Origin of the sequence: Cellulosimicrobium protaetiae (genome assembly GCF_009708005.2) — a bacterium.
Classification (GTDB): Bacteria; Actinomycetota; Actinomycetes; order Actinomycetales; family Cellulomonadaceae; genus Cellulosimicrobium; species Cellulosimicrobium protaetiae.
The window spans coordinates 1077030-1099002 of the sequence record NZ_CP052757.1 but is presented as its reverse complement, the minus strand read 5'-3'; the positions used below and the strand labels follow the sequence as shown (position 1 = coordinate 1099002).

The window sequence follows — 21973 nt, the reverse complement described above, 5'->3', positions numbered from 1 at the left end:
AGATACGTTGCTGTACAGAACATATCTTCAACAGAAAGGTGGTGCAACCACATTCCCGGCGGTAGGGTGGGCGGATGAGCACGAGCACGACGACCGCTCCCACGACCGGCCCCGCCGAGCTCCCCGGCCGCCTCGAGGACCTCGGCTGGCACCTCGGCGTGCTGCTGCGCGCCTACCGTGCGACGGTCGAGCAGGCGCTCGACGACGTCCCGCACGGCACCCGTGGCTACCAGGTCCTCGTCACCGTCGCGCAGGGCGACCACCCCACCCAGCTCGCCCTCGCCGAGCACCACGGCATCGACCGGACCGTCATGACGTACCTCGTCGACGACCTCGTCGCCGCGGGCCTCGGGGAGCGGCAGCAGAACCCCGCCGACCGCCGCGCACGCCGCGTCGTCGCGACGCCCGAGGGCCGCCGTCGGCTCGCCGGGTGGGCCACGGCCGTGCACGACGCCGAGGAGCAGCTCCTCGCCATGCTCTCGCCCGACGAGCGCAGCGCCTTCCGCACGCTCATGCGCCGTGTCGCGTGCGACCTCCGCGACGTCGACGCCACCACCGACCCCTGCACCGTCGTCGAGCACGCCCTCCGGGACACCACCTCGCCGAGAGTGAACCCCACTCCGCCGAGGTAGAACCGCGGTCGGTCGAGGTAGAACCGTGGTCGCGCGAGGTAGAACCGTGGTCAGGTCTCAGGCCCGCGGGGTCGGGTCCGCGGTAGGGGTGGTCTCGGTGCTCGGGGCTGCCGCCATCGCCGGTTCTCGGCCGATCACGTGACCCGGCAGGTCGAGCAGGCGATCCTGGTTGGCCGAGCAGGAGATCCGGGCGCGTCAGGCGACCAGGACGCGCCCGGACCACCTGCTCGACACGAAGACGCGGCGCGACGGCGCGGCGCGTACGAGACGGAACCGCGCGGGCAGGTGGTCCGGGTGCGCACAGACCAGGGCGGGGCGAAGCCGGGCGGGATGGGTGGTGGTGCCGCGTCGTGGCGGGCCCGGCGGGAGCCGCGAGGAACGAGCGGCGGATGGTAGACGCGGCACCACCACCCACCCCGACCACCCAACCCAGCCACACGCCGTCGGGCTCAAAGACCAGGGTTCTACTTCGACCGACCACGGTTCTCACTCGGCCGACCACGGTTCTATATCGCGCGACCACGGTTCTACCTCGGGCTACCAGGGTTCTCTCTCGCGCGACCGGGGTTCTACCTCGGGAGGGGGTCTGCCGCCGTCGGGGAGGCGTCGGCCTCGGCGAGGGCGGCGTCGGTGTCGTCGGGGTCGCGACCGCGGAGGGGGTAGAACCAGAAGCAGACGAACGCGAGCGCGGCGAGGACCACGGGGACGCCGCCGAGGAGGAGGCGCACGCCGGTCGCGACGGTGTCCGGCTGCGCGACGTCGCCCGCGCCCTCGACGTACCCGCTCGCCGACAGCACGCCCGCGACGAGCACGGCCTGCACGATGACGGACCCGCGCACGACGAACCCGTTGGCGCCGAAGTACATGCCCTCGCGGCGCAGGCCGGTGCGACGCTCGTCGTCGTCGATGACCTGCGCGAGCGCGACCTCGAGCACCTGCATGAGGCCGGCGACACCCACGCCCACGGCGAGGCCCGCGAGCGCGGCGCCGAGCACGGTGGACGGGATCAGGTAGAGACACGTCGCGAGCCCGTACACCGTGACGACCCACAGCATCGCGGAGCGCGGGCCGATCTTCCGCACGACCCACGACCACCCGACGATCGACGGGATCGCGGCGACGAAGATCGGCGCGAGGAGGAACGTCGCGTCGGCCTCCGCCCCTCCGACGGTGTACCGCACGTAGAACGGGATGGCGGCGAGCACGATCGCCGTCGTGCTCTGCAGCAGCAGCGACCCGAGCACGTAGGTGACGAACGCGCGGTTGGCGAAGGTGTAGCGGAGCTGGTCTCCCAGCCCGACGGCGGCCTCGCGCGAGCGCACCGCCTCGACGTCGACGGGGCGCTCGACCATCCCGGCGAGCGACCACACGAAGAACGCGAGGCTCACGACCGCGAGCAGCAGCGCCATCCAGGTCCAGCCGAGCGTGCCGTACAGCAGCGGCGCGCCCGCGGTGCCGAGGATCATCCCGACGAGGCCGAAGATCTGGCGCGGCGTGTTGCCGCGAGCGCGCTCGGCCGTCGTGCGGAAGATCTCGGGGAAGAGCGCCGAGACGTTGAGCGCGACCACGACGTACGCGACGTCGAACAGCGCGACGACGACGAGGAACCACACGACGAGCCCGGTCGGGCCGACGGCGGGCGGCATCCACACGAGCGCGAACGCGACGACGAGCGGGACGATCCCGAGCACGATCCAGGGGACGCGCCGGCCCCAGCGAGTCCGGCGACGGTCGGAGGCCGCGCCGACGAGCGGGTTGAGCAGGGCGTTGAGGATGCCGTGCGCGACCATCGCGCCGGCGACCCAGCCGGCGCGGACCCCGAGGTGGTCGACGTAGAAGTAGACGACGAACGCGGAGAACGTCTGCATCAGCAGGTTCGAGGGGAACGCGGACGCGCCGTAGGCGATCGTCCGTGCGCGCGAGGGCGTGCCGACGAGCCGCCGGTCCCGGACGCGGGCGAGCAGCCCGCCGCCCGCCGTCGGCCCGCTGCCCGACGGCGCCGGGTGCCCGGCGCTCACCGCTCGCCCCGCTGCACCGCGCGCAGGTCGCGCCAGCCGACGCGGACGAGACCTTCCTCGGCGATCACGGCGGCCACGGCGGGGTCGGCGAGCAGGCGGTGCTCGAACCCGCGCTTGGGGACGCCGTAGTCGGCGACGTCGCCGAGCTCGTCGTCGTCGAGCATGGGGTGCAGGTAGATCTCGGTCACCCCGGCGGGGACGCGACGCAGCAGGTCGAGGAAGTCCGCGCGGACGTCCTCGTAGCCGTCCTCCTCGACCGTGCCGGCACCGTCGAGCTCGAAGGGGTGGGTCCAGAGCCGGTCGACCAGGACGACGCCGAGCGCGTCCGCGGCGGCGGTCGCCTCGTCGAGGAGGGGCTGGAAGTCGCCCGGGGGCAGGTCCATCCCGTCCGTGGTCCGCGGCAGCCGGAAGGGCAGGCGGTGCCGGGCGGCGAGCTCGAAGACCTGCGGGAGGAACGAGCGCCCCGTCTCGAGCCCGTAGACCGAGCCCATGTGGTTATCGAGGTGCGAGACGTCGACCCCGGCGGCGAGCGCCGCGTCGAGCTGGGCCGCGAGCTCGGCGGCGACGTCCTCGACGCGGGCCTGCCGCTCGACCGTGAGGACGTCGCGCGGGAAGTAGCCCGCGTCGTCGACCAGGGACGTGCCCGTCCCCGTGAGCGGGCGCCACCGGTAGCGCGTCCACTCGCTCGTCAGGACGAGGTGCACGCCGACGTCGACGGGGTGCGTGGCCGCGAACGCGAGCCCGTCCGGCGCCCACCCGCACGGGACCATGACGGTCGCGGAGTCGAGGTGACCCGCGAGGAGCAGGTCGGTGATCGCGCGGTTCGCGGCCCGGCACATCCCGAAGTCGTCGGCGTTGAGGATGATCGCGCGCGCGTCGGCGGCGAGGCCCAGCCGGGACACCAGGTCCGACGGCGGAGCTCCCGCGCCGGGCGCGGCTGCGGTCACGACGCCGCCTCCTCACGCTCGTCCGCGGCGTCGCCGTCACCCGGTGCGGGGTGGGCGGCGGCGGAGCGGAACACCTCGTCGCGCAGGGCGTCGCTCGCCGAGCGCGCGGCGCCGACGACGACGGCGTCGCACGTGAGGTCGGAGGAGACGACCCGGACGGGGAGCACCGCGATCTTCTCCGCCAGGAAGCGCGTCACGCGGTCGGCGATCGGCGCGCGCGCCGCCTGGTTGGTGAGGACGAAGAGCTCCGGCTCGACCACGAGAGCGACCGACGCCGCGACGACCCCGATGCGCTCGGCGACCTCGTCGAGCACGTCGTTCGAGGCACCGTCGCCGTGCTCGGCCCGGTCCACGACGTCCTTGACGGTCACGTCGTCGGGCAGCCCGTGCTCCTTCGCGAGGGCCGAGAGCGAGGACGCGCCCAGCGCCTCGGACCCCAGCGCGCGTCCCGGGTGCGGCAGGAACGAGACCTCGCCCGCACCGCCCGCGAAGCCGCGGTGGAGCTTCCCGTCGAGCACCAGCCCGGCCCCGAACCCGTCGCCGAGCCCGAGCACGACGAACGAGCGCACCCCGGCGGCGACACCGTCGCGCTGCTCGGCGAGCGCCGCGAGGTTGAGGTCGTTCTCCAGCGTCACCGAGCACCCGAGGGCGTCCTCGAGCGCCTCCGTCAGGTCGGTCCCGCCCTTCTCGAAGCCCGGGACGCGGCGGATGGTCCGCAGGTCCGAGCCGACGATCAGCGGGACCGCCGCGACGGCGCGCGTCACCTCGATCGTCGACCCCTCCGGGCGTCGCGCCAGGACGTCGCTCACGCACGCGCGGGCGAGGTCGGCGGCGACCCGGGCGCGCGCCGTCGTCGTCGGCTTGACGTCACGACGCTCCGCCCGGGCCCGGATCGCGCCCGTGACGTCGACGAGCGCGACACGCACCCGGTCCCGCGCGACGTCGAGGCCGAGCCCGAACGCGTAGTCCGGGTCGACGCGGTACAGCGTCGCGGCCGGTCCCCGGCGGTCGCGGTCGAGACCCGCCTCCGTGACGACGCCCGTCGCCTCGAGCGCGCGCAGCGTCTGCGCGACCGTCGTCTTGGAGAGCCCGGTCGCAGCGACCACGTCGGGTCGTGCGACCTGGGCACCCGTGCCGAGCACGTCGAGCACGGCTCGGGCGTTGAGCGTGCGCAGGAGGGCGGGCGTACCGGCGGGAGTGGTGTCCATCTGGTCTCCGTCGAACAGTGGGTGGGTCGAGCAGAAAAGTCCGGGCGGTGCGGGTAGGGCGGGAAGTTCCCTACCCGCTCGGAGACTATCCGGGGTCCCTGTGGTTGTCGACGGCAACCGGTCTCCCCGTGGACGGCCTGTACCGTGGCGTCGTGATCCGCCGAGCCCTCGCCCGCGCCTACTGGGCGACCAGCCGGTGGTCGCTGCGCTCCGAGCCGTACGACACGCGCCGCCCGACGCTCCTCGTCGGCGCCCCGCACACGTCGAACTGGGACTTCGTGCTCATGCTCGCGATCGCGTGGAGCACGGGCATCCACGTGCGCTGGCTCGGCAAGCACACACTGTTCGCCGGGCCCGCCGGGCCGCTCATGCGGGCGCTCGGAGGCATCCCCGTCGACCGTCGCGACCCCGGCCGGGTCGTGGCCGACGTCGTCGCGCGCATCCAGGCCGGCGAGGTGTTCTCGCTCGTCGTGACACCCGAGGGCACGCGCGGCGCGGGGTCGTACTGGAAGTCGGGCTTCTACCGCATCGCGCGCGAGGCCCACCTGCCCGTGACGCTCGGCTACGTCGACCGCACGACCATGGCGGCGGGCCTCGGCCCGACGATCGAGCTCACGGGCGACGTCCGCGCCGACATGGACGTCGTGCGCGCGTTCTACGCCGACAAGTCCGGCGTCCGCCCGGAGCTGCGCACCGAGCCGCGGCTGCGCGAGGAGGACGCGGCCGCCTGACCCGGCAGCCGCACGCAGTCCTGCGTCGCTCCGAGCCTCGCGGCCCGGCCCGCCGCGCGCACCTACGTGATCCCCACACGTTTCACCCGCTCGCCTCGCCCTTCCCAGGCCCGTCGGGGCTGTTCGGGACACCGGAGAACTCGCATGATCCCGGCGAATCGACACGGCCGGGTACGGGAGATCCCGTACCTCTCGGCGCCCGTGCGTAGTCGTTGAGCGGACGTCGCCCGGCTGCCTACGGTCCACCCCGTCACGGCCGACGGTGCGGGCTCCGCACGGCGTCGGCCCTCCCCGACACAGGAAGCGAGTCCCCCATGAAGCGACTTCGCGCGGCGCTCCTCGCCGCCGTCGTGGGCGCGACCGCGATCATCGCCCCGATCGCGATCGCCCCCAGCGCCTCGGCGCACGGCTGGATCACGTCCCCCCCGAGCCGGCAGGACCAGTGCGCCACGGGCGCCACGTCCTTCGACTGCGGCGGGCTCAAGTACGAGCCGCAGTCCGTCGAGGCCGTCAAGGGCTCGATGCAGTGCTCCGGCGGCAGCGGTTACACGATCCTCGACGACGAGTCGAAGCCGTGGCCCCGCACGACCACCGGTCGTGACGTGACCTTCCAGTGGAAGCTCACCGCGAACCACGCCACGAGCGTGTGGGAGTACTTCGTCGACGGCCAGCTCTTCGCGTCGTTCGACGGCGGCGGCGTGCAGCCCCCCAAGGACATCTCGCACACCCTGAAGGGCCTGCCGCTCGGCAACCACACGATCCTCGCGCGCTGGAGCGTCGCGGACACGGTGAACGCGTTCTACAACTGCGTCGACCTCACGGTCACCGCGGACGGCACCAACCCGGGTGGCGGCGACAACGGTGGCGGCGACAACGGCGGCGGCGACAACGGCGGCGGCACGCCGGGCGAGTGCACCGACGCGGCGTGGTCCTCGACCGCGACCTACACGGGTGGCGCGAAGGTCTCGCACAACGGGAACATCTTCGAGGCGAAGTGGTGGACGCAGAACAACGTCCCCGGCGCCGAGCAGTGGGGCCCCTGGAAGCTGATCGGCGCCTGCTGACCTGCTGAACCCCGCGACGGCGGGTGGTCGCGTCCGGACGGGCGCGGCCACCCGCCGTCGTGCGTTCGCGTAGGCGCTCCGGTGGGAGCGCGGAGCGGGTACGCGGAAGCACGTACGGGCTTTGCCCAATTGTCCGCACTCCTCACGTTTCGTAGCGTCGAAAGTGCCCGATCCGAAGAGCGGCCCGCGACGACGCGCGCCGCAGGACCCAGCACCACCGGATGGAGAGCGAGACATCTCATGCGAAGACTGAGAGCGGTACTCCTGGCGGCCGTCGTCGGGGCGGTCGCGATCATCGCCCCCGTGGCGGTCGCGCCCAGCGCGAGCGCCCACGGCTGGATCACGTCACCACCGAGCCGGCAGGACCACTGCGCGAAGGGCACCACGTCCTTCGACTGCGGCTCGATCAAGTACGAGCCGCAGTCCGTCGAGGCGCCCAAGGGCTCGATGCAGTGTTCGGGCGGCAGCGGGTTCAGCATCCTCGACGACTCGAGCAAGCCGTGGCCGCGGACGCAGACCGGCACCTCGGTCACGTTCCAGTGGAAGCTCACCGCAGCGCACAACACGAGCACGTGGGAGTACTTCGTCGACGGCGTGCTGTTCAAGACGTTCAACCAGAACGGCGCGCAGCCGCCGAGCAACATCTCCCACACGCTGACGGGCCTGCCCCAGGGCAACCACACGATCCTCGCGCGCTGGAACGTGTCGAACACGCCCATGGCGTTCTACAACTGCGTCGACCTGACGATCGGCAACGGCGGGACCGACCCGGGCAACCCGGACCCGGACCCGGACCCTGGCGTCTGCACCGCACCGGCCTGGTCCGCGAGCGGCGTCTACACGGGCGGCGCGCGCGTCTCCCAGGGCGGCAAGACGTACGAGGCCAAGTGGTGGACGACGGGCGAGAACCCGTCGCAGAGCGGTCAGTGGGGCGTCTGGAAGGACCTCGGAAACTGCTGACCTGACCACGACCGACCCTGTCCGTACGGCCGGGAGCGCACCTGCGGGTGCCTCCCGGCCGTTCGCGCGTCGCACGAGAGGCAGGCACGGGCGCGCCGGGCCAGGGTCAGCCGCGACCCCGGAGACGGTCGAGGTCGCGGCGCTCGCGCTTGGTCGGCCGACCGGCGCCACGGTCACGGACCGCGACGCGCACCGTGAGTTCCCGGGGCGGCGGGGGCGGGCTCTGGTCGACGACGGCCTGCGCGGCGAGGGTCGCCGAGACCCGCTTCACGATGACCTTCTCGACGACGAGGATCCGTTCGGCCGGCCCGCCGCGCACGACGACCCGGTCTCCGACCTTGACGTTCGTCGCGGGCTTCGCGCGCTCGCCGTTCACGCGCACGTGCCCGGCCTTGACCGCGGCCGTCGCCTGGGAGCGGCTCTTGAACACGCGGACGGCCCACAGCCAGCTGTCCACGCGCGCGCTCGTCGCCTCGGTCGTCGCCACCCCCCGAGCCTAACGAGCGTCGACGCCGGCCCGGGGTGCGAGCGCCTCGCACCCGTGCCACCGTGAAGAAGAGGCATACGGGGCACTTGGCCGCGTATCGCCTCTGTCGTCCCCTACGGATCGGAGACAGGCATGGGCTTCATCGGGTGGATCCTCATCGGCCTCATCATGGGCGCGATCGCGCGCGCCGTCCTGCCGGGCAAGGCAGCGGGAGGCTGGGTCGTCACGCTGATCGTGGGTGTGCTGGGAGCTCTCCTCGGCGGCTGGATCGGAGGCGCGCTGTTCGGGGCGAACGCCAACGACGAGTTCTTCTCGCTCACCACCTGGTTCTGGGCCTTCGTCGGCTCCCTGCTCGTGCTGCTCGTCTGGGGCGCGATCGCGGGACGCTCGGCGAAGAAGTAGGCAGCGGACGCCGTCCCGCACCGACGGCGCACCCGGCCCGGACCCTGCGGGGTCCGGGCCGTCGTCGTCCGCCGCCGGACGATCGCCCGCGCCCGCCCGGCCAAAAGGCGTGGACACCGCGGACGCACCGCGATCACGCTGGACGCATGAGCACCGCCGCCCACGCCGCCCTCGAGGTGCCCCTCCCGCTGGGGTACACGCTCGTCGAGGCCCCGCACCCCGCGTCGCTCGACGACCCCGGCGCGTGGGCGTACCACGCCGTCGCGGACCTCGAGCGCGAGCACGAGCTCGAGGTCCACGGCTACGACGACCTCGCGCTCCGTGCCCGAGACGTGCTCTCGGGCATGGACCACCAGGAGTACGCGACCAAGCGCCGGTTCGTCGTGGTGCGGTCCGCGGCTGCCCGCACCCTGATCGCCGAGGGTGGCCCGCCCTCGGTGCCCGACGTCGTCGCGCACCTGTTCGTGCTCCACCCCACCACGAGCAACGAGCGCCTCGGCGAGTCGTTCGTGCTCGTCCGCCCGTCCGAGCGCGGGCGCGGCATCGGGACCGCGCTGCTCGCGCTCGCCGAGCGTCTCGGCGCGGAGGCCGGGCGCACCGTGGCCCTCTCCTCCACGTCGCACGGCGAGGAGCCTCCGCCGGGCCCGGGCGCTCTCGTCGCCACCACCGGCGCCGGCCGCGTCCCCGCCGATGCCCCCGGCCCGCGCTTCCTCGGCGCGCGCGGGTACGCCCTGGAGCAGGTCGAGCGCCACTCGGTGCTCGACCTCCCGGTGGCTCCCGAGACCCTCGGCGCGCACCGCGACGACGCCCGCGAGCACGCCGGGGTCGACTACCGGGTGCACACCTGGACCGACGAGGTCCCCGACGTCTGGCACGACCAGGTGGCCGTGCTGTTCACCCGCATGAGCACCGACCCGCCGATCGGTGGAGTCGAGTACGGCGAGGACCCGTGGGACGCGCGCCGCGTGCGCACGTGGGTCGACGAGCAGTCCGAGAAGCGGAACGGCTTCCTCCTGAGCGCCGCGGAGCACGCGCCGACCGGCACCCTCGCCGCGTTCACGGTCTTCCTGTACCCGCACGACCACGACGACTTCGCGTTCCAGGAGGACACCCTCGTGCTCCGTGAGCACCGCGGGCGCCGCCTCGGGATGCTCGTGAAGGTGGCGAACCTCGACGCGCTGGCCGCCGAGCGACCCACGACCCGGCGCGTCCACACGTGGAACGCGCAGGAGAACGACCACATGCTCGCGATCAACGTCGCCCTCGGGTTCCGGCCCGCGGGCGTGTGGGCCGCGTGGCAGCGCAGGACGACCCCGAAGGACGGCGAGTGACCGCAGCGCAGGCAGGACCGACCACCACCACCGCGCGCGCCGTGCGCGTGCGCATCGAGCCCGTCCCGGGGAGCCTCGACGCGCCGGACGCCTGGGCCGTCCACGGCACGGTTCGGGTCGGCGACGCGATCGACCGCGCGATCCACGGCCACACCGACCTCGCCCTGGACGCGGCGACCGTCGCGGGCACGGTGGCGAGCGCCGGCTACCGCCGCGTGCTGCGCTGGGTCGCGGTGCGCGACGACGCCCCGCACGAGACGGCGCCCCGGCCCGAGGCCGTCGTCGGGCGGTCGATGGTGGCACTCCCGCAGCAGGGCAACACGCACGTGGCGGTCGTCTACGTCGGCGTGGACCCCGCGCACCGGCGCCGGGGCGTCGGCTCCGCGCTGTGGGACGCGGCTCTGGAGGTCGCACGCGCGGAGGGTCGGCGCGTGGTCCAGTCCGACTCGTCGTTCGCGCCGGAGCCGCCGCCCGGCCCGGGCGCGCTCGAGGCACCGACGGGCAGCGGTCGCGTCCCGGCGCACGACGACGCGACCGCCTTCGCGCTGCACCGCGGGTTCACCCTGGAGCAGGTGATGCGCCACTCGGTGCTCGACCTCCCGGTCGCGCCCGAGGTGCTCGACCCGCTGCGTGCGGCGGCCACCGAGCGCTCCGACGGCTACCGGGTCCACGTGTGGACGGACGAGGTGCCCGAGGAGTGGATCGACCAGTTCGCGGTGCTCGAGACGCGCATGAGCACCGACGCCCCGAACGGCGGGCTCGACCTGGAGGAGGACCCGTGGGACGCGGAGCGCGTCCGCACGACGTCCCAGGAGATCCTCGACCGTGGCCAGGGCTACGTCGTCGCGGCGGCAGAGCACGCCGAGTCGGGCACGCTCGCGGCGTTCTCGATGGTCTCGTACCCGCACGACCGGCCCGCGGTCGTGTTCCAGTACGACACGCTCGTGCTCCGCGAGCACCGTGGCCGAAGCCTCGGGATGCTCGTCAAGGTGGCGGTGCTCGACGAGCTCGCGCGGGCCCGGCCGTCGTCGCGCCGCGTGCACACGTGGAACGCGCAGGAGAACGCGCACATGCTCGCGATCAACGTCGCGCTCGGCTTCGCGCCGGGGAGCGTCGACGCCGAGTGGCAGCTCGTGCTCGACGTCGCACCGGGCGAAGGGCCCGGACAGCCCGGCGCGACCACCTGACCCCGGAGCCGCGTCGTCGGCCGCTCAGCGGATGCCGTCGAGGAAGCGGATCACGCGCTCGGTGACGAGCGCGGCAGCCTCCGGCTCGTACGACGGCAGGCTCGGGTCGGTGAACAGGTGCCGGTCGCCCGGGTAGACGAACAGCTCGGCGTCGGGCGTGGAGTCCACGAGCTCGCGCGCCGCGTCGAGGTCGCCCTCCCCTGCGAACGACGGGTCGGCGTCCATGCCGTGCACCTGCACGGGGACGGCGTCGGGCCACGCGTCGCCGAACTCCGACACCGGCACGCACGCCTCCAGCAGCACCGCACCCTTGGCGCCGGTGCGCGTCTGCGCGAGCATCTGGGCGGGCAGCACGCCGAGCGAGATCCCCGCGTACACGACGCCCGCGTCGTACCCGTCGGCCAGAGCACGACCGCGCTCCAGCACGGTGCCGAAGCCGAGCTCCTGCACGTGCGCCATGCCCTCGTCGAGGGTCGCGAACGTGCGCCCCTCGAGCAGGTCCGGTGTGTGCACGACGTTCCCCGCGCGGCGCAGCGTCTCCGCGATCGTCCGCACGCCCTCGGTCAGCCCCTGCACGTGGTGGAACAGCACGACCTCGGCCATGGCCCCTCCTCCGTCCGTCCTCGTGGCCCGACGGCGGCGTCGCCGTCGGCACGCGCCTGACGGCGCACGCGCCCATCCTGGCCCCCACCACCCACGTTCGCCGCCCGGCCCCGGATCACGACGACGGCGCGGACCGGCCGGGCGGCGCGCCGAGGAGGTGCTCGAGCAGCCGTTCGGCCACGGCGAGCGCCTCGGCGGGCTCCAGGTGGCGCGCGACGACGGACTGGGTGAGTCCCGCGAGGGCCGCGAGCGCGAGCTCGGCGTCCTTCGTGGTGTCGGCGGCGCGCTCGCCGGGGCCGACGACGCCCCGCGCCCGGTCGAGCTGCTCGGCGACGACGTCGACGAGCGCCCGCGGCGCGGGCAGCAGCGCCTCCTGGGCGGCGGGGCCCCGGGTCAGCGCGGCCGCGTGGAAGGCGGCGAGCACGACCGCGTCGGCCCGGCGTTCCGCGTCGAGCGGCAGGAGCGCCACGACGACCCCGCGCAGCACGTCGTACGGCGTCGGAGGCGTGCGGGGCGCGGGCCCGCCGGCGCCGAACCGCGCCGCCGACGCGTCGACGACCGCGCGGTGCGTCGCCGCGAGCAGCCCGTCCTTGTTGCCGAAGTAGTACTGGACGAGGCGAACCGAGACACCGGCCTCGGTCGCGACGGCCTGGAACGTCGCTGCCTCGAGGCCCTCGCGGCCGATGACCCGCCGTGCGGCGTCGGTGATCTGCGCTCGTCGTTCCGCGTGGTCGACCAGCCGCGGCATCCCTGCTCCCCTCCGGCGCTCCCGTCCTCTCCCGGGGCCGCCACGGGCTTGATGATATGCCCGTACCACCGTTATGGTACGGGCATATCATCAAGGGAGGCCTCATGACGGACCCGATCGGTGCGTTCCGGGACGACGCGGCACGGCTCGCGTACGAGCGCGCGTACGACGACCTGGCCGCCCGCTGGCCGCTGCCGTCCACCGTGACGACGGTCGAGACCACGTTCGGCCCCACCCGCGTGCGCACGTCCGGCGCCGGGACGCGCACGCCGCTCGTCCTCCTGCACGGGCTCAACGGCACCGGCCTGAGCTGGCACGCCGTCGTCGGGCGCTTCGCCGCGGACCGCGTGGTCCACGCACCCGACGTCGTGGGGACCGCGGGCGCGAGCGTGCAGACCGCCCCCCTGACCCGTCCGTCCGACTACGGCGCCTGGGGCGAGCAGCTGCTCGACGGGCTCGGGATCGAGCGCGCGCACGTCCTCGGCTACTCGGAGGGCGCGTGGTTCGGCGCCCTCCTCGGCGGTCGTGCGCCCGAGCGCCTGGCGAGCCTCACGCTCGGCGAGGGGATCACCACGCTCGTCAAGCCGTCCCCGAGGGTCGTCGCGCGGATGGTGGGCGCCTCGCTGTGGCCCACGGAGCGGGCGTTCGCGCGCCTCGACTCCTGGCTCAGCCCTGGTGCGGACCCCACCGACGAGGACCGGGCGCTCGCCCGTGCGGCGATGCGATACCGCCGTCGCACACCCTGGCCCAGCCCGCTCGACGACGCCGCGCTCGCGGCGATCACCACCCCGACGCTCGCTGTCTTCGGCGCCGAGACCCGGCTCGGCGACCCCCGGGCCGCGGCGCGGCGCGTGCTCGACCACGTGCCGCGCGCCGAGGTCGCGATCGTGCCCGGCGGCGGGCACGGCGTGCTGTGGCAGCTGCCGGACCGCGTCCTGCCGGTCGTCCACGACTTCCTCGACCGGCACGAGGCGAGCCGCCCGGAGCACCCCGGCGCGTCCTCGCCAGGGACCGAGGACGCCGGTTCGTGAGGCCACCGGACCATCGACCGGGGGACGGTCGGGGCGGGCGCGTGACGACGTCGGTCAGTAGTTTGGGGGCATGACCTCGCAGCCCGTGCCGCCGCCGATCGACCCCACCACCACACCGTCCTGGACCGCGCTGACCGTGCACCGCGACACCGTGGAGCCGGACCTGCGCACCTGGTTCGCGGCCGACCCGGACCGCGCCCGCCGCCTCACCCACCAGGCCGCCGACCTCACGGTCGACCTGTCGAAGAACCTCGTCACGGACGAGACGCTCGAGCTGCTCGTGCGCCTGGCCGAGGAGGTGCACCTCGACGACCGGCTCGAGGCGATGTTCACGGGCGAGCACATCAACGTCACCGAGGACCGCGCCGTCCTGCACACCGCCCTGCGCCGGCCGACCCCGCTGGGCGCCGACGAGCACCTCGTGGTCGACGGCCAGGACGTCGACGCGGACGTGCACGCCGAGCTCGCGAAGGTCTACGCGTTCGCGGACAAGGTCCGCTCGGGCGAGTGGACGGGCGTCACGGGCGAGCGCGTGCGCACGGTCGTGAACATCGGCATCGGCGGCTCCGACCTCGGCCCGGTCATGGCGTACGAGGCGCTGCTGCCCTACAAGCACCAGGACATCGAGGTCCGGTTCGTCTCCAACATCGACCCGACGGACGTCGCGGAGAAGACGGCGGGCCTCGACCCGCGCACGACGCTGTTCATCGTCGCGTCCAAGACGTTCGGCACGCTCGAGACCCTGACGAACGCGCGCCTCGCGCGCGACTGGCTGTGGACGGAGCTCGCCGCGGTGGGCGCTCTCGACGACACGGACGAGGCGCGCCAGGCCGCCGTCGCGCAGCACTTCGTCGCCGTCTCGACCGCGCTCGACAAGGTCGCGGCGTTCGGCATCGACCCGGCGAACGCGTTCGGGTTCTGGGACTGGGTCGGCGGTCGCTACTCCGTGGACTCGGCGATCGGGACGTCGCTCGCCATCGCGATCGGCCCGGACCGGTTCGCCGAGCTGCTCGCGGGCTTCCACGCGATCGACGAGCACGTGCGCCGCACGCCGTTCGAGCGCAACGTGCCGGTCCTCCTGGGCCTGCTCAACGTCTGGTACGTCAACTTCCTCGACGCCCACACGCACGCGGTGCTCCCCTACGCGCAGTACCTGCACCGGTTCCCGGCCTACCTCCAGCAGCTCACGATGGAGTCCAACGGCAAGCGCGTGCGCTGGGACGGCTCGCCCGTGACGACCGAGACGGGCGAGATCTTCTGGGGCGAGCCCGGCACCAACGGCCAGCACGCGTTCTACCAGCTCATCCACCAGGGCACGCGGCTCATCCCGGCGGACTTCATCGCCGTCGCGAACCCCGCGCACCCGCTGACGGACGACGTGGGCGACGGCGGAGCGGTCCAGCCCGGCGCGGACGTCCACGGGCTGTTCCTCGCGAACTTCTTCGCGCAGACCAAGGCGCTCGCCTTCGGCAAGACGGCGGACGAGGTCCGCGCGGAGGGGACGGCGGAGGAGCTCGTGAGCGCCCGCACCTTCCCGGGCAACCGCCCGACGACGTCGATCCTCGCCCCCGCGCTGACGCCGTCGGTGCTGGGCCAGCTCATCGCGCTCTACGAGCACATCACGTTCGTCCAGGGCGTCGTGTGGGGCATCGACAGCTTCGACCAGTGGGGCGTCGAGCTCGGCAAGAAGCTCGCGCTCGAGATCGCGCCGGCCGTCGCGGGCGACGAGGACGCCCTCGCGGCGCAGGACCCGTCCACCGCGGCCCTCATCGACCGGTACCTCGACCTGCGCAGCTGACCCGCCTCCCGTCGAGCACGGCCGGAGGTCCGTCGTCCACGGGACGACGGACCTCCGGCCGTGCTGCGTGTGCGCGCGCCCTGCGTACACTGACGGCGCGACAGCCGCGAGCCCGTTCGGCGTCGTTCAACCCGGAAGGACACCGATGGCCGACGCCGCCACACCCGAGACCCTTGCCCACCTCCTGACGGAGCACGCCGACGACGTGCGCAGCGCCTGGCTCGAGGCCGCCGCGCACGAGCTGCACGGCCGCACCTCGCGCGGCGAGCTCGAGCGGGAGCAGGGCGAGATCCTCGACGCGCTCCTCGACGGCCTGCGCTCGGGCGGCGTCAGCCTGTCCGACGCCGCGTTCGACCAGCTCCGCGGCATCCTCGCCGACGTCTCCTCCGCGCGCGCCCGCCTCGGGTTCACCCCGCGCGAGACGGCGATCGGCGTGTTCGCGCTCAAGGAGGGCCTGTACCGGCTCGCCGCGGCGACGGACGCCGACACCGACGTCACCCCGCTCCTGCGCCTGGTCGACCAGCTCGGCCTCTTCACGTTCGAGACGTTCGCCGCGGCGCGCGAGGCGATCATCGCCGAGCAGGCCGAGCAGCTCCTCGAGCTCTCGACGCCCGTCGTGAAGCTCTGGGAGGGCATCGTCGCGGTGCCGCTCGTCGGCACGCTCGACTCGGCGCGCACGCAGGTCGTCATGGAGAAGCTGCTCAACACGCTCGTCGACACGGGCAGCGAGCACGCGATCATCGACATCACGGGTGTCCCCGCGGTGGACACCCAGGTCGCGCAGCACCTGCTCAAGACGGTCGTCGCCGCACGCCTCATGGGCGCCGAGTGCACGATCAGCGGCATCCGCCCGCAGATCGCCCAGACGATCGTCGCGCTCGGCATCGAGTTCGGCGACATCCGCACGCGCGCGAGCCTCGCGGACGCGCTCGTGGACGCGCTGCGCGCCGGCCGCGACACCCGGCGGACCGGGCTCCCGGCATGACCGACGCCGTCCCCATCCTCAAGATCGGCTCCACGCTCCTCGTCTCGATCCAGGTCGACCTCCAGGACGACACCGCCCTGCGGCTCCAGGAGGACCTCGCCCAGCGGATCACGGACACCGGAGCGCGGGGCGTGATCATCGACATCTCCGGGCTGGAGATCGTCGACTCCTTCATCGGGCGCATGCTCGCGTCCGTCGCGGGCATCTCCCACGTGCTCGACGCGACGACCGTCGTCGTCGGGATGCGCCCCGCCGTCGCGATCACCATGGTCGAGCTCGGGCTGTCGCTCGGCGACGTCCGCACGGCTCTCGACGTCGAGCGCGGCCTCGCGCTCCTCGCGCCCGAGGAGCGGTCCGCCGAGGACGTGCTCCTCGCCGCCGCCGAGCGCGAGGAGAGATGACGACGACGACCCCGCCGGCCGCGACGGCCGAGCGCGTGCCCGTGCGCACCGACTCCGACGTCGTCCGGGTCCGCCAGCTCGTCCGCACGCTCGCGCAGCAGGCACGCCTGTCGCTCGTCGACCAGACCAAGCTCGTCACCGCGGCCAGCGAGCTCGCGCGCAACACGCTCGTCTACGGCGGGGGCGGCGAGGCCGAGGTCCAGCTCGTCACCGAGGGTGCGCGGACCGGCGTGCGCGCCGTCTTCTCGGACGAAGGCCCGGGCATCCCGGACCTCGACCTCGCGCTCACGGACGGCTGGACCAGCGGGAGCGGGCTCGGCCTGGGTCTGTCGGGCTCGCGCCGGCTCGTCCAGCACTTCGCGATCGACACGGCACCGGGCGCGGGCACCCGCGTCGAGATCGCGACCTGGTCCCGATGATCCCGGCCCCCGACCGTCCCGACGAGCGCCGCAGCGTCGTCGAGGACGGCACCTGGTACACCGTCGACCACCCGTCGGCGGTCGGGAGCGTGCGCCGCGGCGCGAGCACCGTGGCCCGGAGCCTCGGCCTCGACGACGACCGCGCGGCCGAGATCGGGCTCGTGGTCTCGGAGCTCGCGACCAACCAGTGCCGCCACGCCGGGTCCGGCTCGATGCTGGTCCGCGTGCGACGCACCGGCGACGACACCGCGCTCGAGGTGCTCGCGGTCGACTCCGGCCCGGGCATGCGGGACATCGGCGCCGCCATGCGCGACGGCGTCTCGAGCCGCGGCACGCTCGGCATCGGCCTGGGCACGCTGCCGCGGCTCGCGTCGTCGTGGGACGCGTGGACGTCGCCGGGCCGCGGGACGGTCATCGCGGCGACGTTCGCCGCGCACGGGGCGGTGGTGGGGCTCGCCGAGCCCACGGGCGTCACGCGGCCGATGACGGGCCAGTCGGTGTGCGGGGACGCGCTCGCGGTGCGCCACGACGACGGCGTCCCCAGCCTCCTCGTCGCCGACGGCCTGGGGCACGGCCCGCTCGCCGCCGCGGCGTCGGGCGCCGCCGTGCGGGCGTTCCTCGACGCGCCGGCCGGGTCGGCCGTCGCCCTCCTCGAGCGCGTGCACGCGGCGCTCGGCGGCACGCGCGGCGCCGCCGTCGCCGTCGCCCAGGCAGCCGGGGGCGGTGTGCTGCGGTACGCGGGCCTGGGCAACATCGCCGGGGCCGTCCACGGCGACCGGGCGCGCGGGCTCGTGAGCTATCCCGGCATCGCCGGCACCCGAGGACGCCCGCTGCGCGAGACCACCTACCCGGTCGAGGCCGGGGACGTCGTCGTGCTGCACAGCGACGGGCTGACCGCCCGGTGGTCGCTCGCCGACTACCCGGGGCTCGCGACCCGCTCGCCGCTCGTCGTCGCGGGCGTCGTCCTGCGCGACCACGCGGTGCGCCGGGACGACTCGTGCGTGGCGGTGCTCCCGATCGGCCGGGAGGCGGCATGAGCACGACGCTGCTCGTCACCCAGCTCCGCTCCGACTCCGACGTCATCGCGCTGCGCCGGGCAGGCCGGGAGATCTGCCACCGGCTCGGGCTCGACACCCAGGACCAGGTGCGCGTCGCGACCGCGCTGTCCGAGATCGGCCGGTCCGCCGTCGCCTCCGGCACCGCGGACGTGGTCGTCGGGGTCCTGCCTGGTCTTCCCCAGGCGACGCTGCGCGCCGAGATCGTGGCCGGCACGCCGTTCCTCGTCGAGGGCGACTCGAGCGACGGCGGCATCCCCGCGGCGCGCCGGCTCGTCCGTGGCCTCGAGGTCGACCCGACCGGGACGCGCGTCCTGCTCACCAAGTCGCTCCCCGCGACCGCGCGGACCGACGAGGCGACGCTCGCGGCCGTGCGGCGGTCCACCGCGGCCGCGCACGTGGCCGACGCGGTCGACGAGCTGCGTGTCCAGAACGCGGAGCTGGTCCGCACCCTCGACGAGCTCACCCGCCAGCAGGAGGAGCAGCGGCGCCTCAACGTGGAGCTGGAGGAGACGAACCGGGGCGTCCTCGCGATGTACGACCAGCTCTCCTCGGAGCTCGAGGAGACGAACACCGGCGTCGTCGCGCTCTATGCCGAGCTCGACGAGCGCGGTCGCGAGCTCGCCGCCGCGAACGAGGCGAAGACGCGCTTCCTGCGCAACGTGAGCCACGAGCTCCGCTCGCCCGTGAACTCGATCCTCGGGCTGACCTCGCTGCTCGTCGACTCCCACCTCGACGGCGAGCAGACCCAGCAGGTGGGGTTCCTCCGGGAGAGCGCGGCGACGCTCCTCACCCTCGTCGACGAGCTGCTCGACCTCGCGCGCGCCGAGGCCGGGCACGAGGACGTCGCGCCCAGCCGGGTGGACGTGGCGGAGCTGCTCGACGAGCTGCGCGGGACGACTCTTCCCGTGGTGCGCCCCGGCGTCGCGCTGCGGACCGTCGCCGCAACCGGCCTCGTGCTCGTCACCGACCGCCGGCTGCTGTCCCGCGTGCTGCGCAACCTGCTCACGAACGCCGTGAAGTTCACGGACCACGGTGAGGTCGTGCTCCGTGCCGAGGCCGACGGGGAGGTCGTGCGGTTCGACGTCCACGACACCGGTCTCGGCATCCCCGCGGACCAGCTCGACGCCGTGTTCGAGGAGTTCGTCCAGGTCCCCAACCGCCTCCAGCCGACCGTGCGGGGCACGGGCCTCGGGCTGCCGTACGCGCGCCGGACCTCCGAGGCGCTCGGGGGGACGCTCGTCGCGACGTCGCGCCCCGGGGAGGGGAGCGTGTTCACGCTCCGGCTCCCGTCGCTGTCCGTCGACGACGCGGTCCCGCAGGACGCGCGGCCCGAGCCCGACGAGGCGGACGGCGGCCTCGGGCACGTGCTCGTCGTCGACGACGACCGGGCCTACGCCTCGGTCGTCTCCTCGATGCTCCGCGACGACGCGGCGCGGGTCAGCGTCGCGCACGACGCGTCGCACGCCCTGGCGCTCCTGCACGACGGCGCGGCCGACGTCGCGCTCCTCGACGTGTGCCTCCCGGGGACGGACGGGCTGGCCCTCCGGTCGACGATCCAGAGCCTCTACCCCGCGACGGCGACGGTGCTCATGTCGAGCGCGCCTGCCCCCGCGGGGATCGGGGACGCCCCGTTCCTCGCGAAGTCGGGCATCGACCGCGACCGCCTCGTCGCGACCCTGCGACGGGAGGTGAGCGCTCGATGAGCGCCGAACGCACCGTGCTCGTGGTCGACGACACGCACGCGCACCGTTACGTCATGGCGAGCTGGCTCCGCCGCGCCGGGTTCGACGTCGTCGAGGCCGGGACCGGGAGCGAGGCGCTGGCCCAGGCGTCGGCGCACGTCGACGCGGTCGTCCTCGACGTCAACCTTCCGGACATCCCGGGCCGCGAGGTGTGCAGCCGGCTCAAGGCCGACCCGGCGACGGCCCACGTCCCGGTCCTGCACGTGTCGGCGACGGACGTCGACGCGGCGGCGCGCACCGCCGGCCTCGAGGGCGGGGCGGACGCCTACCTGCCGGAGCCGCTCGACCGCGACGAGTTCCTGGCGACCATCAGCGCCCTGTGCCGGCGCGTGGACGCGCAGCGCGGCGCGGGCCGGACGGCGCGGCGGCTCGAGGCGCTCACCGACGCGCTCGTCCCGCTCCACGAGGCCCGGTCGCCGGAGGCCGTGGCCGACCACGCGGCGCGCGGCGCGTGCGCGGTCCTCGGCCGCGCGGTCGTCTCGATGGTCGTCGCCGAGGCCGGCGTGGTGCTGCGCTCGGTGTGCGCCACGGAGGGTGCCGCGCTGGTGCGCGGCCGGGGCCCGACGGCGGTCCTGCCGCCGACCGGCGCGACGACCGCGGTGTTCGGCCCCGACGACGTGCCCGCGCCCTGGCGCCCGCTCCTCGCCGAGGCCGGCGTGGGGCCGTCGGCGTGGTTCACCTTCTGGCTCGTCGACGGCGCGGGCGCGCTCGTCGGGGGGCTGGGCATCGAGGTCGGCGACGAGGCGCTGTCCGACGAGGAGCGCGAGGCCGCCGGGCGCTTCGTGGAGGCGGCGACGGTCGCCCTGGCGAACCTCCGCACCTTCACCGAGGAGCACCGCATCGCGCTCGCGCTCCAGCGCGCGTTCCTCCCGGCCGATCTGCACGTGCGGGGCGGCGTCGAGGTCGCCGCACGGTACGAGGCGTCGGACGCACGCCTCGACGTCGGCGGCGACTTCTACGACGCGTTCGACCTCCCGGACGGGCGGGTGGCCGTCGTCATCGGCGACGTGCAGGGCCACTCCCTGCGCGCCGCCACCGTGATGGCCGAGGTGCGCATGACGCTGCGCGCCTACCTGCGCGAGGGCCACGACGCGGCCTCCGCGCTGGACCTCCTCAACGCCTCGCTGCGCGACGACCACCCGGAGTTCGCGACGGTCTGCGTGTGCGTGCTCGACCCGGCGACCGGCGCCCTCGAGCTCACCGACGCCGGGCACCTGCCCGCGTTCCTCGTCCGCACCGACGGGACCGTCGACCGGGCGAAGTCGGGTTCCCGCCTCCTCGGCGTGCCGAGTCCCGACGAGCGGCCCACCCACCACGAGGTCCTGGAGCCCGGCGACCTCCTCGTGCTCGTGACCGACGGGCTCGTCGAACGCCGGGGCGGGTCGCTCGTCGAGGCGCTCGACCGTCTGTCGCAGGTCGCCGGGCAGAGCGCGGGGATCGGCCCCGAGGCGATGTGCGACCGCCTCGTCGCCGCGTTCGACGACCCCGGGCGCGAGGACGACGTGGCCGTGGTGGCGGTCGCGCGTCAGGCGTCGCCGGACGGCACCTTGTCCGCGACGTCGTCGTAGGTGACCTCCGCCGGCGGCTCGGCCGGCGCGTAGACCAGGCGCACGACCCCGGTCGGGTAGGTCTCGGACCGCAGGAGCGTGAGCGGGTAGTACGGCTCGCCCTCGTCGAAGAGCCGCTCGCCCGTGCGCGCCGCGACGGGGTGGACGAGCAGGCGCAGCTCGTCGAGCAGCCCGGCGGCGAGGAGCTGGCGCACCACCGAGATCGACCCGGCGACGAGCACCTTGCCCAGGCCGGGCTCCTCCTTGAGCGCGCGCACGGCCTCGACGAGGTCGCCGTCGACCCGCTCGACGTGCCGCCACCCGAGCTCCTGGTCGCCGCGCGTCGCGACGATCTTGCGCATGTCGCCGAGCCGCGCCGCGAACGACGCGTCCTCGCCCCCGGCGGTCTCCCGCTCGGGCCACGCGCCGGCGAAGCTGTCGTAGGTGACCCGCCCGAGGAGCAGCGCGTCGACGTCCTGGTAGTCCTCGTCGACGGCGGCCGCCATGTTGTCGTCGAAGTACGGGAAGTGCCAGGCGGGGTCGATCTCGGCGACGCCGTCGAGCGAGAGGAACAGGGTGGACACGAGCGTGGCGGTCATGGGGTGCCTTTCGGTCTGCGGCGTCCGGGATGGTCGATGTCGGGTCAGACCGTCGCACCCGCGCGAACTCATCGT

Annotated in this window: 22 protein-coding genes; 15 read left to right on the top strand and 7 right to left on the bottom strand. The window is 74.2% G+C overall.

What is annotated here, in order from left to right; genetic code table 11:
* The first annotated feature begins 74 nt into the window (after positions 1 to 74).
* Positions 75 to 632: a MarR family winged helix-turn-helix transcriptional regulator gene (locus tag FIC82_RS04715; protein WP_154797755.1), complete on the top strand. Its 558-nt coding sequence runs from the start codon at positions 75 to 77 to the stop codon at positions 630 to 632.
* A 569-nt stretch (positions 633 to 1201) separates the two neighbouring features.
* Here FIC82_RS04715 and FIC82_RS04710 read toward each other — a convergent pair.
* The 3 genes from FIC82_RS04710 to FIC82_RS04700 are packed head-to-tail and all read right to left on the bottom strand — an operon-like array spanning position 1202 to position 4805.
* On the bottom strand, positions 1202 to 2650 hold the full coding sequence (locus FIC82_RS04710) for an MFS transporter (RefSeq protein WP_253691458.1): 1449 nt from the start codon (positions 2648 to 2650) through the stop codon (positions 1202 to 1204).
* Positions 2647 to 3597: a polysaccharide deacetylase family protein gene (locus tag FIC82_RS04705; RefSeq protein WP_253691455.1), complete on the bottom strand. Its 951-nt coding sequence runs from the start codon at positions 3595 to 3597 to the stop codon at positions 2647 to 2649. The genes FIC82_RS04710 and FIC82_RS04705 overlap by 4 nt, the downstream gene beginning before the upstream one ends.
* Positions 3594 to 4805: an ROK family transcriptional regulator gene (locus tag FIC82_RS04700; RefSeq protein WP_154797754.1), complete on the bottom strand. Its 1212-nt coding sequence runs from the start codon at positions 4803 to 4805 to the stop codon at positions 3594 to 3596. Before FIC82_RS04700 ends, FIC82_RS04705 begins: the two co-directional genes overlap by 4 nt.
* 152 nt (positions 4806 to 4957) lie before the next feature.
* Here FIC82_RS04700 and FIC82_RS04695 point away from each other — a divergent pair, with 152 nt between their 5' ends.
* The 3 genes from FIC82_RS04695 (at position 4958) to FIC82_RS04685 (ending at position 7560) form a co-directional block, all read left to right on the top strand.
* On the top strand, positions 4958 to 5536 hold the full coding sequence (locus FIC82_RS04695; protein ID WP_168731491.1) for a 1-acyl-sn-glycerol-3-phosphate acyltransferase: 579 nt from the start codon (positions 4958 to 4960) through the stop codon (positions 5534 to 5536).
* 314 nt (positions 5537 to 5850) lie between these two features.
* The gene (locus FIC82_RS04690; protein WP_154797753.1) at positions 5851 to 6600 is read left to right on the top strand and encodes a lytic polysaccharide monooxygenase; all 750 of its coding nucleotides are present in this window, start codon (positions 5851 to 5853) and stop codon (positions 6598 to 6600) included.
* A 240-nt stretch (positions 6601 to 6840) separates the two neighbouring features.
* Positions 6841 to 7560: a lytic polysaccharide monooxygenase gene (locus FIC82_RS04685; protein ID WP_154797752.1), complete on the top strand. Its 720-nt coding sequence runs from the start codon at positions 6841 to 6843 to the stop codon at positions 7558 to 7560.
* 106 nt (positions 7561 to 7666) lie between these two features.
* Here FIC82_RS04685 and FIC82_RS04680 read toward each other — a convergent pair whose 3' ends face one another.
* On the bottom strand, positions 7667 to 8047 hold the full coding sequence (locus FIC82_RS04680; protein WP_168731490.1) for an RNA-binding S4 domain-containing protein: 381 nt from the start codon (positions 8045 to 8047) through the stop codon (positions 7667 to 7669).
* Positions 8048 to 8179: 132 nt separating this feature from the next.
* Here FIC82_RS04680 and FIC82_RS04675 point away from each other — a divergent pair, with 132 nt between their 5' ends.
* From FIC82_RS04675 to FIC82_RS04665, 3 genes are all read left to right on the top strand, one after another.
* The gene (locus tag FIC82_RS04675; RefSeq protein ID WP_154797751.1) at positions 8180 to 8449 is read left to right on the top strand and encodes a GlsB/YeaQ/YmgE family stress response membrane protein; all 270 of its coding nucleotides are present in this window, start codon (positions 8180 to 8182) and stop codon (positions 8447 to 8449) included.
* Between the two features lie 146 nt (positions 8450 to 8595).
* Positions 8596 to 9780 carry a GNAT family N-acetyltransferase gene (locus tag FIC82_RS04670; protein ID WP_154797750.1) on the top strand — a complete coding sequence of 395 codons (1185 nt, stop codon included), beginning with the start codon at positions 8596 to 8598 and terminating at the stop codon, positions 9778 to 9780.
* On the top strand, positions 9777 to 10967 hold the full coding sequence (locus tag FIC82_RS04665; RefSeq protein WP_154797749.1) for a GNAT family N-acetyltransferase: 1191 nt from the start codon (positions 9777 to 9779) through the stop codon (positions 10965 to 10967). The genes FIC82_RS04670 and FIC82_RS04665 overlap by 4 nt, the downstream gene beginning before the upstream one ends.
* Positions 10968 to 10991: 24 nt before the next feature.
* Here the strand turns inward: FIC82_RS04665 and FIC82_RS04660 are convergent, their stop codons facing one another.
* Both FIC82_RS04660 and FIC82_RS04655 read right to left on the bottom strand, forming a co-directional pair.
* Positions 10992 to 11570, bottom strand: coding sequence for a dienelactone hydrolase family protein (locus tag FIC82_RS04660; protein WP_154797748.1), 579 nt, complete (start codon positions 11568 to 11570; stop codon positions 10992 to 10994).
* Between the two features lie 115 nt (positions 11571 to 11685).
* Positions 11686 to 12318, bottom strand: coding sequence for a TetR/AcrR family transcriptional regulator (locus FIC82_RS04655; RefSeq protein WP_154797747.1), 633 nt, complete (start codon positions 12316 to 12318; stop codon positions 11686 to 11688).
* A 104-nt stretch (positions 12319 to 12422) separates the two neighbouring features.
* On the opposite strand from FIC82_RS04655, the gene FIC82_RS04650 reads away from it, so the two are divergent.
* The 8 genes from FIC82_RS04650 (at position 12423) to FIC82_RS04615 (ending at position 21320) form a co-directional block, all read left to right on the top strand.
* Positions 12423 to 13349 (top strand): alpha/beta fold hydrolase, encoded by a 927-nt coding sequence (locus tag FIC82_RS04650; protein ID WP_154797746.1) that lies wholly within the window; start codon positions 12423 to 12425, stop codon positions 13347 to 13349.
* A gap of 70 nt (positions 13350 to 13419) precedes the next feature.
* The gene (pgi, locus tag FIC82_RS04645; RefSeq protein WP_154797745.1) at positions 13420 to 15147 is read left to right on the top strand and encodes a glucose-6-phosphate isomerase; all 1728 of its coding nucleotides are present in this window, start codon (positions 13420 to 13422) and stop codon (positions 15145 to 15147) included.
* A 145-nt stretch (positions 15148 to 15292) separates the two neighbouring features.
* Positions 15293 to 16132 carry an STAS domain-containing protein gene (locus FIC82_RS04640; protein ID WP_064315699.1) on the top strand — a complete coding sequence of 280 codons (840 nt, stop codon included), beginning with the start codon at positions 15293 to 15295 and terminating at the stop codon, positions 16130 to 16132.
* Positions 16129 to 16533, top strand: a complete 405-nt coding sequence (locus FIC82_RS04635; RefSeq protein ID WP_047233648.1) for an STAS domain-containing protein — start codon at positions 16129 to 16131, stop codon at positions 16531 to 16533. Before FIC82_RS04640 ends, FIC82_RS04635 begins: the two co-directional genes overlap by 4 nt.
* Positions 16530 to 16952: an ATP-binding protein gene (locus tag FIC82_RS04630; RefSeq protein WP_047233649.1), complete on the top strand. Its 423-nt coding sequence runs from the start codon at positions 16530 to 16532 to the stop codon at positions 16950 to 16952. Before FIC82_RS04635 ends, FIC82_RS04630 begins: the two co-directional genes overlap by 4 nt.
* Positions 16949 to 17989 (top strand): anti-sigma regulatory factor, encoded by a 1041-nt coding sequence (locus tag FIC82_RS21325; RefSeq protein WP_047233650.1) that lies wholly within the window; start codon positions 16949 to 16951, stop codon positions 17987 to 17989. Before FIC82_RS04630 ends, FIC82_RS21325 begins: the two co-directional genes overlap by 4 nt.
* Positions 17986 to 19713, top strand: a complete 1728-nt coding sequence (locus tag FIC82_RS04620; protein WP_047233651.1) for an ATP-binding protein — start codon at positions 17986 to 17988, stop codon at positions 19711 to 19713. Before FIC82_RS21325 ends, FIC82_RS04620 begins: the two co-directional genes overlap by 4 nt.
* Positions 19710 to 21320, top strand: a complete 1611-nt coding sequence (locus FIC82_RS04615) for a fused response regulator/phosphatase (protein ID WP_154797744.1) — start codon at positions 19710 to 19712, stop codon at positions 21318 to 21320. The genes FIC82_RS04620 and FIC82_RS04615 overlap by 4 nt, the downstream gene beginning before the upstream one ends.
* On the opposite strand, the gene FIC82_RS04610 is transcribed toward FIC82_RS04615, so the two are convergent.
* The gene (locus FIC82_RS04610; RefSeq protein ID WP_154797743.1) at positions 21278 to 21898 is read right to left on the bottom strand and encodes a dihydrofolate reductase family protein; all 621 of its coding nucleotides are present in this window, start codon (positions 21896 to 21898) and stop codon (positions 21278 to 21280) included. The two genes, FIC82_RS04615 and FIC82_RS04610, sit on opposite strands and share 43 nt — an antisense overlap.
* Between the last annotated feature and the right edge of the window lie 75 nt (positions 21899 to 21973).

What these genes read in the sequence shown, in the direction of transcription:
- FIC82_RS04615 (WP_154797744.1), top strand. Translation starts at nt 19,710, where the DNA reads ATGAGCGCCGAACGCACCGTGCTCGTGGTCGACGACACGCACGCGCAC.
- FIC82_RS04690 (WP_154797753.1), top strand. Translation starts at nt 5,851, where the DNA reads ATGAAGCGACTTCGCGCGGCGCTCCTCGCCGCCGTCGTGGGCGCGACC.
- FIC82_RS04715 (WP_154797755.1), top strand. Translation starts at nt 75, where the DNA reads ATGAGCACGAGCACGACGACCGCTCCCACGACCGGCCCCGCCGAGCTC.
- FIC82_RS04630 (WP_047233649.1), top strand. Translation starts at nt 16,530, where the DNA reads ATGACGACGACGACCCCGCCGGCCGCGACGGCCGAGCGCGTGCCCGTG.
- FIC82_RS04655 (WP_154797747.1), bottom strand. Translation starts at nt 12,318, where the DNA reads ATGCCGCGGCTGGTCGACCACGCGGAACGACGAGCGCAGATCACCGAC.
- FIC82_RS04620 (WP_047233651.1), top strand. Translation starts at nt 17,986, where the DNA reads ATGAGCACGACGCTGCTCGTCACCCAGCTCCGCTCCGACTCCGACGTC.
- FIC82_RS04650 (WP_154797746.1), top strand. Translation starts at nt 12,423, where the DNA reads ATGACGGACCCGATCGGTGCGTTCCGGGACGACGCGGCACGGCTCGCG.
- FIC82_RS04685 (WP_154797752.1), top strand. Translation starts at nt 6,841, where the DNA reads ATGCGAAGACTGAGAGCGGTACTCCTGGCGGCCGTCGTCGGGGCGGTC.
- FIC82_RS04640 (WP_064315699.1), top strand. Translation starts at nt 15,293, where the DNA reads ATGGCCGACGCCGCCACACCCGAGACCCTTGCCCACCTCCTGACGGAG.
- FIC82_RS04610 (WP_154797743.1), bottom strand. Translation starts at nt 21,898, where the DNA reads ATGACCGCCACGCTCGTGTCCACCCTGTTCCTCTCGCTCGACGGCGTC.
- FIC82_RS21325 (WP_047233650.1), top strand. Translation starts at nt 16,949, where the DNA reads ATGATCCCGGCCCCCGACCGTCCCGACGAGCGCCGCAGCGTCGTCGAG.
- FIC82_RS04700 (WP_154797754.1), bottom strand. Translation starts at nt 4,805, where the DNA reads ATGGACACCACTCCCGCCGGTACGCCCGCCCTCCTGCGCACGCTCAAC.
- FIC82_RS04660 (WP_154797748.1), bottom strand. Translation starts at nt 11,570, where the DNA reads ATGGCCGAGGTCGTGCTGTTCCACCACGTGCAGGGGCTGACCGAGGGC.
- FIC82_RS04635 (WP_047233648.1), top strand. Translation starts at nt 16,129, where the DNA reads ATGACCGACGCCGTCCCCATCCTCAAGATCGGCTCCACGCTCCTCGTC.
- FIC82_RS04670 (WP_154797750.1), top strand. Translation starts at nt 8,596, where the DNA reads ATGAGCACCGCCGCCCACGCCGCCCTCGAGGTGCCCCTCCCGCTGGGG.
- FIC82_RS04675 (WP_154797751.1), top strand. Translation starts at nt 8,180, where the DNA reads ATGGGCTTCATCGGGTGGATCCTCATCGGCCTCATCATGGGCGCGATC.
- pgi (WP_154797745.1), top strand. Translation starts at nt 13,420, where the DNA reads ATGACCTCGCAGCCCGTGCCGCCGCCGATCGACCCCACCACCACACCG.